Below are 10,653 nucleotides of genomic sequence, written 5' to 3' on the forward strand. Positions count from 1 at the left end.
GCTGGGCCGCTGGAGTCTGGACACAAAAAAACTGCCTGACAGTGTCAGACAGTTTTGTGACGGATTGTGATCAGTCGGGAAATTTTTCTTCGCTCGACGAGTTGCTTTTCGTGTCGCGCGGATTTTTTTCTTCCTGCTGTTCCTGCTTTAGATCTTCCAATGGAATTGTATCCACGTTCATTTCTTCTTCGTGCATTTCAGTCAATGATTCTTTATCCGTTTTATACTGTTCAGGATTGTCCATCGACGCGCCTTTTCTTTCTTCGCGGTCATCTTCAGTAAAATGTTTTTTATCAGACATTGTGGAACACCTCTTTCGAATGGTTTTAACTTTCTATTCCTTCATTCCCGTATCTTGAAACATGCAGTGTTTTATTTCAAGAGCTGAATGTTCTGCCTGATTGAAAAAAAAGCGTATTCCTCCGAGATCTCTTTATGACTATGGTAAAATGGAGTCAATGAATGGAAGGGGTTTTTTTGATGACTATTGAACATTCCATAAATGTAGGAGGATTAAGTTTCGAATGGGACATGGACAACGGGAGGTTCCTGTTTGAAGGCCAGGATGCGGTTCTTTTCTGGACGGCTTCCGCAATGAAAATGTTTTTTGATTCGATTGAAGAAATTGCAGGGGAAGACGCAGCAGCTGTTGTCCTGGAAACGACGGGTTATCGCCAGGGGATTGTCGTTGGCGAGTATTTTTCAGAGATGGAAAATGTCGATGCAGCGGAAGCGGCAAGGCTGATTACAAATACATATGCCTCAGCAGGGTGGGGTGTTGCTGACATCCGTAATCTGGATAATGAAGAGGGAACTTTGGAGGTTCACCTGAAAAACAGCTGGGAATATAAAATCAATGTCGCGCAAAATAAGAAAACAGGCGGAAGATTCCTTCCTGCGCATTACGCCGGGATTTTTACGAAGCTTCTCGGAAGAAATATCTGGTATGCGGTTGACCAATATCAGTTAGAAGGCTATGACCATAGCGTCATCCGCTATTTCCCTTCTGAAGAGACCGTTGAAGAAAATATTCACCGGTTGGCGCGTTTGAATGAAGCACGGCAAATCCGGCAGCTTGAAAATCTGGTGGAGGAAAAGACAAGCGAATTGACGATGCTTGTAAAAGAGCTGTCATCACCTATCATTCCGGTGCTCGAAGGAATTGTGGTGGTCCCGCTGCTCGGCACTTATGATGAAGAGCGTGCCGATGAATTATTGATTAAGACGCTTCAGAACTTGCCCAAATACCATGCGGAGTATTTAGTGCTGGATCTGACAGGCCTTAACAATAACTTTACGAACCAGGCGGCTTCGCTGATTGAAAAACTAGGGGCGACGGCAGGCATCATCGGAACCCAAACGATTCTGGTGGGCATTTCTCCGAAAATGAGTATGGTGATCACGGAGAGCGGCATTGATATTTCGAATTTCAATTGCTTCCAGACCCTGCAGCACGGCATCCATTATGCACTTGCGCAGAATGGTCGGACAATCCTATAGAAAAAGCGCCCTGAAACGAATCAGGGCGCTTTCTTATTTAACGGTCTTAACAATTTCAATGATGATCTGTGTTGCTTTTTCCATGTTTTCTGCGGAAATGAATTCGTATTTGCCGTGATAGTTCTCGCCGCCGGTAAAGATATTCGGTGTCGGCATGCCCATATACGAAAGCTGGGAACCATCCGTTCCGCCCCGTACCGGAACGATCCGGGGTTCGATGCCGAGTGTCTTCATGGCATTTTCTGCAGCATCGACGATTTCCATGACCGGTTCGATTTTTTCTTTCATATTGTAATATTGATCATTCAGTTCAAGTGTAATTACTCCGGGTCCGTATTGCTCCTGCAGTTTCTCGGCAGTTGCTTTCATATGCGCTTTTTTCGCTTCGAATTTCTCTTTGTCGAAATCGCGGATGATATAGCTTAGTACCGCCTGTTCGACGTCGCCTTTAAAGCTGTTCAGGTGAATAAAACCTTCATAGCCTTCTGTTTTTTCAGGTACTTGGTCTGCAGGCATGGCGTTTTGGAACTGGATGGCGATGGTCGATGCATTGACCATTTTATCTTTGGCAGAACCGGGGTGAACGCTTTTTCCCTGTACAGTCAATTTTCCGGCAGCTGCATTAAAGCTTTCAAATTGAAGCTCTCCAAGAGGGCCGCCGTCCATTGTATAGGCATAATCTGCACCGAAGCGCTCCACATCGAATTTATGCGGCCCGCGTCCGATTTCCTCATCCGGCGTAAAAGCGACACGGATTTTTCCGTGCTCGATTTCCGGGTGCTGGATAAGGTATTCCATGGCGGTCATAATTTCCGCAACTCCGGCTTTATTGTCTGCGCCGAGAAGAGTGGTGCCGTCTGTCGTGATCAGCGTATGGCCGGTATAATGCTGCAAATCGGGAAAATCTTTTACTTTTATCGTCACCGAATCATTCAGGGGAATATCTTTTCCGTCGTAATTGTCGACGCGCTGCGGATTGACGTTTTTGCCGGTAAAATCGGTTGCTGTATCAACATGCGCCAGAAAGCCGATTACAGGAAGTTCTTTTTCTGAAGTGGCAGGCAGAGTCCCGAAAAGGTAGCCGTGTGCATCCATTTCCACTTCTTCAAGGCCGATAGCGTTCATTTCCTTTTCCAGTTCACGCAGCAAATCCCATTGTCCTGGAGTGGACGGGGTGTCACCGTTTTCAAAATTGGACTGTGTATCGATTTTTGCATAGCGGGTCAAGCGTTCGATTAAGGTTTCAATCATCAATAAAGACCTCCTGAAGTATGTACTGGCTATATTTTACCACGAATAAAATAAATACAGGAAATTTATGCAGTAGAGAAAAGCCGCTGATTTTCAATGAGGATCAGCGGCTTTTTTCCGCAGCACAGAGGACACTTTATTTTCAGAGCCATTTCTTATCCGGTGGATGTTCTCCAGGTGTTTCCATAACGCCATTAATAGGAGTGCAAAGGCGATAATATAGGGCCATAAACCATCGGCAGGCCAAAACGCAATCAGAACGAACGTCGCATAAAGGGCAAGAACGCCGATCACCAGATAATCCGTGGCAAGCGCGAGGGCGATGAGCAGTGCCAGCCCGAGCAGTCCAAGTTTCCAGTCAAGTGCGATCATGACTCCGATAACGGCTGCGGTCCCTTTTCCGCCATTGAACTTCATGTAAAATGGAAAGTTATGGCCGAGCACCACTCCGGCAGCAATCAGGAAAAGAAGCGTCCACACCGTTTCTTCGGGCAGACTGCTGCCGCCCAAAAGCAAGCTCATCGCCATGATTGCGGCAAAACCTTTAAAGATGTCAATGAACGCGACGAGGGCACCGTATTTCCATCCCAGGACGATTGCCGCATTCGACGCCCCTGAATTTTTGACTCCTGCCGATTTGATGTTGGTGCCGGATATCAATTGCGCAACGACTGAACCGTGCATGCAGCCGATCAAATAACCAAAAATAAGTGCTGAAACTATCCAGAGAATCATCATTGAACCTGCCTTTCTTTCTGAATGGAACAAATGGATGGAGAAAAATTTTCGAAATAATCCGACACTCTCCTTGACAAAATATACTATCATTATTTATACTCTTCAACAAGATGGAAAACTGAATCTGAATACTCTTATCAAGAGTGGCGGAGGGAATAGGCCCTGCGATGCCCGGCAACCACCAAGCAACCCAGCTTGGAAAGGTGCTAATTCCTACAGACTGGATCAACAGTCTGGCAGATGAGAGGAGGAAACTCCGTATATTGCGGCCCTCTTCTTTGATGAAGGGGGCTTTTTTCTATTCCCTCATCTTCTTTAAGACCCATCTAACAAACCAAGTGGAGGAATGAAAAATGACAAATTTCAAAGCAGAAACTCTTTTATTGCATGGTGGACAGCAGCCGGATCCGGTAACAGGATCAAGAGCCGTGCCGATCCATAAAACCACTTCCTATGTATTCCGGGATACGGAACACGCACAGAATTTGTTCGGTTTAAAGGAATCCGGAAACATCTATTCCCGCATCATGAATCCGACGGTCGATGTGTTTGAACAGCGTGTCGCATTGCTGGAAGGCGGAACGGCAGCTGTTGCATTGTCATCCGGGATGGCGGCCATCGCATTTTCAATTCTCAATATCGCGGAAGCGGGTGATGAAGTGATCGCCGACAGCAATCTTTACGGCGGCACTTATAATCTTTTTGCGAATACGTTGCCGCGCTACGGCATCCAAGTGAAATTTGTGGACGGCACAGATCCGGAGAATTTCCGTGCCGCTGTAACAGACCAGACAAAAGCGTTCTTCGGCGAAACGATCGGCAATCCAAGTCTGCATGTTTTTGATGTCGAGGCGGTGGCAGCGATTGCCCATGAATACAATATTCCGTTATTGATCGACAACACATTTGCTTCACCTTTCGGCAGCAATCCCATTGCATTCGGCGCAGACGTGGTCATTCATTCCGCGACCAAATGGATCGGAGGGCACGGAACTGCGATCGGCGGGATTGCGGTCGACGGCGGCAAATTCAATTGGAACCATGAACGTTTCCCGAATTACACGGAGCCGGATGCTACCTATCACGGCATCCGCTACGGCATCGATGCGGAAGGTGCATCGTTCGCAACGAAGCTGCGCGTTCAGTTATTGCGCGATTTCGGTCCATCGCTCAGCCCGGACAGTGCGCACGTATTTCTTCAAGGGCTGGAAACATTGCATCTGCGGGTGCCGAGACACAGCAGCAATGCGGCAATTATTGCCGAATATCTGCGGAATCATCCGGAGGTGGAATGGGTCAACTATATCGGATTTGAAGACCATCCATCCCACGGGCTCGCTAAGAAATATTTGAAGGGTACATTCGGTTCCATCGTCAATTTCGGCATCAAAGGCGGAAGGGAAGCGGGACGGAAAGTAATCGACAGCGCGAATTTATGGTCGCATGTGGCGAATGTTGGTGATGCAAAATCGCTGATCATCCATCCGGCATCGACAACCCATCAGCAATTAAGCGCTGACGAGCTGAAACAATCAGGTGTCACTGAAGAATTGATTCGTCTGTCCGTTGGGCTGGAAAATCCCGAAGATCTGATTGCTGATTTGGAACAGGCAATAAAAGCGGCAGCAGTTCAAGAGGCGTAGGAGGGGAAGGTATGCAGACAGTAGGCATTGGGGATTTGGAACTGGAATCAGGAACGGTGCTGCGGCAGGTTGAACTGGCATACGAACGCTCCGGCAATCCGGAAGGTCCGATGATACTGATTTGCCATGCACTGACTGGCGACCAATATGCTGTCGGCAACGCTGAGCGGCCGGGCTGGTGGAGCGGCCTCGCTGGTCCCGGAAAAGTTGTTGATACGGAGATGTTCCAAATAATTTCCTTTAATGTGCTTGGCGGCTGCAACGGTTCGACGGGTCCGTTGTCCATCGACCCCGAAACCGGATCACCCTATCGCTCCGATTTTCCGCTGCTGACAATAAGAGATATGGTGCGTGCAGAGTACAAAGCGCTGTTGAAGCTTGGGATAAATGGAGTGCAAGCAGTGCTTGGCGGCTCATTAGGTGGTATGAAGGCTCTCGAATGGGGAGCGTTGTATCCGGATTTCACCCGATCGATCGTGCCGCTTGCGGTTACGCCATCTTTCAGCAGTTATGCGCTCGCCTTCAATCACCTCGGTATCCAGGCAATTGAAGGGGATCCTGATTTTCAAAATGGACATTATACGGGCTCCGCCGACTTTCGTGGTTTTCATCTTGCGAGAATGGCAGGCATGATCAGTTACCGGAGCGGCAAAATGTTCAACGAACGTTTCGGGCGTTCCGAAAAAGCGAACAGTTTTGAAATAGAGTCGTATCTGGATTATCAGGGGAAAAAGCTGGCACAGCGTTTCGATGCGAACAGCTACCTGATCCTATTGAAAGCCATGAACAGCCATGATTTAGGAGATCGGCAGATAAGTGTGCCAATCTGTTCTCTACTATATACTCATGATCTGCTGTATCCGGCGGAAGAAATGATTCCGTGGCTGGAACGTCAGCCGTGTGCTGTATGGAAAATCGTGGGGACGGATTATGGGCACGATGGTTTTCTTGTGGAGTTCGAAAAATGGGGCGGGTTTATCCGGCAGTTTTTGCAAGAAGAAGCACAAGTTGAAACTGCTAAATAAAGTGAATAAGAAAAAAGCATCCCACCGGGGATGCTTTTTTCTTGTTCAATTCAATCTTCGTCCTGAATGTCCACATCATCCGGAATTGGTGTCGCTTTCCATTCCTCCAGCTGCTGTTTTGCCAGCTCCAATTGCTGGAAATGCGTTTCGAATTGAGAGGTATTGACCATGTATTGTTCTCCATCGTGCACTGCTTTGATACGCCCTTCCAGTATATATCTGGTAACTTGCTCTTGCGGCATCGACAAAAAAGAAGCAGTTTCCGGGACTGTCATATACATCAGATCGCCTCCTCTTTTTCTTTTATTATAATAGCTCGGGAACGGTATCTCAAACGATTGGAATAATGGTATGGTAATTACTATAAATGACAATAAGAGGTGTTGAATATGAATGGCATTCCTTACATATTGGTGCTGCTGGCCGCGATGCTCTGGGGCACGACCGGCACAGCCCAAAACTTTATATCGGGTGAAGCGCATCCACTGACAATTGGCGCATTCCGTTTGATGATCGGCGGTTTTTCGCTGCTGCTTTTTACATTGGTCACCAAAAGCATCATTTTCCGCAGCATTCCCTGGAGAGCGGCGTTTCTATCCGCTGTCAGCATGGCATTGTTTCAGCCGTTGTTTTTTTCTTCCGTCCAATTGACCGGCATTGCCATCGGAACAGTCGTGGCGATTGGCAGTGCACCGGTGCTTGCCGGGATGATCGAATGGCTGTTTTTGAAAAAACGTCCGGATCGTATTTGGACAATGGCTACCATTATGGCCATCATCGGCTGCATCCTCCTGTTTGCAAATAAAGGGGCGGCCGACGTCAATTCGCTCGGAGTCGCAATGGCACTCGGTGCAGGATTGGCTTTTGCGCTTTATGCGATTGTGAGTAAGAATGTCCTCGCTTCCATGGAAGCAGTGCCCGCGGTGGCGCTCATTTTTTCTGTTGCGGCTGTTTTCCTGATGCCTTCTCTGTTCTTTTTTGATATTTCCTATATCCGAATTCCTGAAAACGTTGGAATCATCTTATATCTTGGAATTGCAACCACCAGTCTTGCCTACATTCTGTTCTCAAAGGGGTTGAAGAAGATACCGTCTTCAGCCGCTGTCACTTTATCCCTGGCGGAACCGCTGACAGCCTCCATACTTGGCGTGCTGATTGTCGGTGAAGAGCTGAGCGTTTTGTCATGGGCGGGAATCGCTTTATTACTTGGAGGTATTTTGGTCCTGACAATGGGCGGCAAAAGAAAAGCTGAAGAGAATTATGAGCTTTCTTAAGAATTTCTTCATTTTTATCCTAGCATCCGCTTAAGATTTGAACTCTATGATAAGTACAGAACAGAAAGAAGGTGATGAGATGTCGCAATTTACAGTGCTGGTGACCGATGATGATCAGGATATCCGCGATGGCATCGAAATTTATCTGAAAAATGAAGGCTATCGCGTGCTGAAGGCTGAAAATGGCCAAAGGGCGATTGAATTGCTGGAAAACAATGAAGTCCATGTCATCATCCTGGATATCATGATGCCGACGCTCGATGGGATTTCAGCAACGTTTAAAATCCGGGAGCAACGGAACATACCGATCATCATGCTCAGCGCAAAAGCCGAAGACTCGGATAAGATTCACGGCCTGTCAGTTGGGGCGGATGATTACGTGACCAAACCGTTCCATCCGATGGAACTGGTCGCACGGGTCAAATCTCAACTTAGACGTTACGTCAGTCTTGGTACATACCAGGACAAATCCCAGCGTATTGAAATCGACGGTCTGGTATTGGAGTCGGATTCGAAAGAAGTGCTGCTCCACGGCGAATCCGTCAAATTGACGCCAATCGAGTTTAAGATCACTGAATTATTGATGGTCAATGCGGGACGCGTCTTTTCGATCCGTGACATCTACGAAAGGGTCTGGAATGAGCCTGCGTATAACGCGGAAAACATTGTAGCGGTGCATATCCGCAAGATACGCGAAAAAATAGAAACCGATCCGAAAAATCCGAGATATTTGAAGGTGGTGTGGGGCATTGGGTATAAAATCGAGAAATGATATCTGGTCGCTGGTCGCAGTGACTGTCGCATTACTGACTTTTCTTTATTGCCTGTCATCGTTTGCGGACCTCGTATTTACTGATCCTGCGGCAGATTTATTGGCATCACTTCGAACGATGTCCAAAGGAGACTTATAGTAATGAAAAAATGGCTTTGGCTTATAACAGCATCTATTGTATTGATCGGTATCTTCAGTGTAATGGAATTGGGCCCGAAATTTTTTGGCAAGACTTATCTTGAGACTTCTGAGTTTCGGGAAGAGTACAGGAACTATATTAACCGGCTGGTCGTACTGGAACTGGATCCGCCAAAAGCGGAAACGGAGTATATAGTTACTGCGGCAGAAATCGAAGAATACCGGACACGTTATGGCACTTTGGCGCAGCAGGTTCAAAACATACAGGACCAGTACAATCCCGATATCGAAGAAGCGCGGGGAAATGACAATGGCAGCCTGGTGGAAATCCTGACCGAAGAACGGAACCAAAAAATTAATGCAATCCGCGAAAATTTCGCGGATGATGAAACCGTCCGGGAAAAAATACAGGAAGAAAAACAGCGGGCTGTTCAGGTTGCCATCAATGGCCTGAAAAATGAGGAAGGAGATTTCAATTCACGCTTCCCTTATTTTGTCTATGATCTGACCAATACGGAAACCGGAGAGAACTTCACAAAAGGCGACTTAAGCAGCCGGCCGTATTTCGAGAAGAAATATACAGAAGCGGTCCCGCTTCGATCGGGCAACGATGAGCTCTACTACACCAATTACAATCAAACGGAAATGATGGTGCCTGCATCTGATGCTGAATTCACAGGAACAGTTCAAATCGACCGTGCCCTCCTTGCAGCCAGTGACAGAGGCGCAAACATCATGGGGCATCTTTATACACAGAATACACTCTATATATTAGGGGCTTTGGCCATTGCCGGCGCTGTGCTGCTGTTGACAAAACTGCGCTTTGAAAGAAACGCGCTTCTGAAAACACCTCTTTACAGTAAATGGACAGAATGGCCGCTTGAGGTGAAATTCGGGCTTTTGGCTTTGACCTTGTTATTCGCTCTGCCATTCGGACTGGCGAATACCCTCAGTATGATGGAGCATGTATATTACGGCAGTCTTGGCACATTTTTCTGGAATACTGTAAGCAGTCTGGTGCTTAATGCAGTGTTTCTGTCCTTGCTGATTCTTCAGGGTATTTGGGTTCTCTTCTATTACAAAGAAACAAAAACGCTGGCAGAGGATTTCAGAAACAGCTACCTGCAAAGAATGCTGCTGCAGGCGCGTTACGCTTTTCTGAAAAAATCGGTTGGTGTACAGATGCTGGTATTATTGATTGTCGTTTTCTTCTGGGGTATAGGAACTGCGCTGTTGTATGTTGTTCCTGAAGCGATAATTATCTGGATAGGGGCAAGCCTGTTCATCGGTCTGCCTTCGTTGCTGCTCATGATCAGTCGCTTTGGCTATTTGAATATTTTGATGGACAGAACCGAAGCGATCGCGGCCGGAAGCCTGAATGAACAAATTCCTGTCCGTGGAAAATCCCCTATTGCACAGCATGCCATCCAACTGAACCGGTTGAAGGAAGGTGTCCGGCAATCGATGTCGGAACAGGCAAAAAGCGAAAGGCTCAAAACGGAATTGATCACGAATGTGAGCCATGATCTGCGCACTCCGCTGACTTCCATCATTACGTATACGGATTTGATGAAGACACCTGATCTGTCGAATGAGGACCGTCTGGCATATGCGGAAATTCTGGACCGCAAATCGCAGCGGCTCAAAACACTCATTGAAGATCTCTTTGAAGTATCCAAGATGGCGAGTGGCAATATGGAATTACACCGCCAGCGTGTCGACTTTACGCAACTCCTGACGCAGGCATTTGCCGAACATGCGGAAGACATTTCCTCTTCCGGCCTGGATTTCCGGATTTCCACACCGGAGCAGCCTGTTTATATCATGGCTGATGGCCAAAAATGGTGGCGCGTATTGGATAATCTGATTTTAAACGCCATCAAATATGCATTGCCTGGAACACGGGTTTTCGTAAATTTGAAAGAAACAGATGGACAAGCTGAGTTCATTATGAAAAATGTCACCCGTTTTGAACTGGGTGAAAACACGGACGAATTGTTTGAGCGTTTCAAACGTGGAGATGTGGCACGGCAGACGGAAGGATCCGGTCTGGGACTTGCAATTGCCCAGTCAATTGTTGATCTTCACGGCGGGACGATGAAAATTGAAGTGGACGGTGACTTGTTTAAAGTTACAGTTGCTCTTCCGAATAGTTGACTGACAGAACCGGCTGCGCCCAAATGGGCGCAGCCGTTTTTAAATTTGAAAAGAGTGTCTCCGTGTCCAGACTCCAGCGGCCCAGCTCCTCGGGTCATAAGGCTGCTCTTGTCTCTGCATTGCTTCGCTAGCTTCGAGACATGAAAGGGCGTTGC

11 protein-coding genes and 1 riboswitch are annotated in these 10,653 nt (G+C 47.3%); of the genes, 7 read left to right on the forward strand and 4 right to left on the reverse strand.

Going from position 1 to position 10,653, the window contains the following annotated elements; translation table 11 throughout:
- Positions 1–70: 70 nt before the first annotated feature.
- Positions 71–301: a hypothetical protein gene (locus tag KW93_RS03885; protein WP_033541660.1), complete on the reverse strand. Its 231-nt coding sequence runs from the start codon at positions 299–301 to the stop codon at positions 71–73.
- 179 nt (positions 302–480) lie between these two features.
- On the opposite strand from KW93_RS03885, the gene KW93_RS03890 reads away from it, so the two are divergent.
- Complete coding sequence (locus tag KW93_RS03890; protein ID WP_033541669.1) at positions 481–1,500, forward strand: STAS domain-containing protein; 1,020 nt, start codon at positions 481–483, stop codon at positions 1,498–1,500.
- A 33-nt stretch (positions 1,501–1,533) separates the two neighbouring features.
- Here KW93_RS03890 and pepT read toward each other — a convergent pair whose 3' ends face one another.
- On the reverse strand, positions 1,534–2,751 hold the full coding sequence (pepT, locus tag KW93_RS03895; RefSeq protein WP_033541661.1) for a peptidase T: 1,218 nt from the start codon (positions 2,749–2,751) through the stop codon (positions 1,534–1,536).
- Positions 2,752–2,844: 93 nt separating this feature from the next.
- Positions 2,845–3,486 (reverse strand): glycerol-3-phosphate acyltransferase, encoded by a 642-nt coding sequence (locus KW93_RS03900; RefSeq protein WP_033541670.1) that lies wholly within the window; start codon positions 3,484–3,486, stop codon positions 2,845–2,847.
- Between the two features lie 134 nt (positions 3,487–3,620).
- Positions 3,621–3,736: riboswitch (SAM riboswitch) on the forward strand.
- A 106-nt stretch (positions 3,737–3,842) separates the two neighbouring features.
- On the opposite strand from KW93_RS03900, the gene KW93_RS03910 reads away from it, so the two are divergent.
- Positions 3,843–5,132, forward strand: a complete 1,290-nt coding sequence (locus tag KW93_RS03910; RefSeq protein ID WP_033541663.1) for an O-acetylhomoserine aminocarboxypropyltransferase/cysteine synthase family protein — start codon at positions 3,843–3,845, stop codon at positions 5,130–5,132.
- A gap of 11 nt (positions 5,133–5,143) precedes the next feature.
- Positions 5,144–6,157, forward strand: a complete 1,014-nt coding sequence (gene metX / locus KW93_RS03915) for a homoserine O-acetyltransferase MetX (RefSeq protein WP_033541664.1) — start codon at positions 5,144–5,146, stop codon at positions 6,155–6,157.
- A 50-nt stretch (positions 6,158–6,207) separates the two neighbouring features.
- Here the strand turns inward: metX and KW93_RS03920 are convergent, their stop codons facing one another.
- Positions 6,208–6,438: a helix-turn-helix domain-containing protein gene (locus tag KW93_RS03920; protein ID WP_033541665.1), complete on the reverse strand. Its 231-nt coding sequence runs from the start codon at positions 6,436–6,438 to the stop codon at positions 6,208–6,210.
- Between the two features lie 108 nt (positions 6,439–6,546).
- Here KW93_RS03920 and KW93_RS03925 point away from each other — a divergent pair, with 108 nt between their 5' ends.
- From KW93_RS03925 to KW93_RS03935, 4 genes are all read left to right on the forward strand, one after another.
- Positions 6,547–7,431 (forward strand): EamA family transporter, encoded by an 885-nt coding sequence (locus KW93_RS03925; RefSeq protein WP_033541666.1) that lies wholly within the window; start codon positions 6,547–6,549, stop codon positions 7,429–7,431.
- Positions 7,432–7,510: 79 nt separating this feature from the next.
- Positions 7,511–8,203 (forward strand): response regulator transcription factor, encoded by a 693-nt coding sequence (locus KW93_RS03930; RefSeq protein ID WP_033541667.1) that lies wholly within the window; start codon positions 7,511–7,513, stop codon positions 8,201–8,203.
- Entirely contained in the window at positions 8,181–8,342 is a 162-nt protein-coding gene (locus KW93_RS17380; protein ID WP_161787024.1) for a hypothetical protein, read from the forward strand. Before KW93_RS03930 ends, KW93_RS17380 begins: the two co-directional genes overlap by 23 nt.
- A 2-nt stretch (positions 8,343–8,344) precedes the next feature.
- Positions 8,345–10,498 carry a HAMP domain-containing sensor histidine kinase gene (locus KW93_RS03935; RefSeq protein WP_033541668.1) on the forward strand — a complete coding sequence of 718 codons (2,154 nt, stop codon included), beginning with the start codon at positions 8,345–8,347 and terminating at the stop codon, positions 10,496–10,498.
- Positions 10,499–10,653 lie beyond the last annotated feature (155 nt).

Origin of the sequence: Planococcus sp. CAU13 (genome assembly GCF_000775575.1) — a bacterium.
Classification (GTDB): domain Bacteria; phylum Bacillota; class Bacilli; order Bacillales_A; family Planococcaceae; genus Planococcus.